1 protein-coding gene is annotated in these 572 nt (G+C 44.4%); it reads right to left on the bottom strand.

The features are described 5' to 3' along the window. Positions 1-341 (bottom strand): flagellin N-terminal helical domain-containing protein (locus H065_RS0100005; protein ID WP_017810937.1); only part of this gene is annotated, 341 nt, incomplete at its 3' end. Positions 342-572 lie beyond the last annotated feature (231 nt).

A 572-nucleotide genomic window follows, 5' to 3' on the forward strand; every position in this document is an offset into this window, starting at 1 on the left:
ACTTCTTTTTGCAGTTGACCACGATCTTCGTCTGTATTGGTATCGTTACCGGACTGCACTGCCAGCTCACGCATACGCTGCAGGATGTCGTGTGTTTCGTTCAATGCACCCTCAGCTGTTTGGATCAGGGAGATACCATCTTGAGCATTACGGGATGCTTGATCCAGACCACGGATCTGTCCACGCATTTTCTCAGAGATTGCCAAACCTGCTGCATCGTCGCCCGCACGGTTAATGCGAAGACCTGAAGACAGTTTTTCCATCGATTTGCTTTGTGCTGCAGATGCAGAGTTCAGGGAACGGGAAGTGTTCAGTGCCGCAATATTGTGGTTGATAATCATTTTAATTTCCTCCTTGGAATGTAAGCGACCCACGTCCATGTGGTCAACTTTTGGGTTGTGTTGCGCTAGCAGTCACAAGACCGGCCGCTTCTTGCTAACTCCCTAGCGTCTATTATATATATCGGCGATACCATTTTTTTATTAATACTTTTAGCTGATTTTTCTTTTTTAATTCTTAATATTTCATTTACTATTCGTTTTTGCTCAACAAAAAAGGCCTCCATAAAGGAG

Source organism: Paenibacillus shenyangensis, assembly GCF_000346635.1.
Classification (GTDB): domain Bacteria; phylum Bacillota; class Bacilli; order Paenibacillales; family Paenibacillaceae; genus Saccharibacillus; species Saccharibacillus dauci.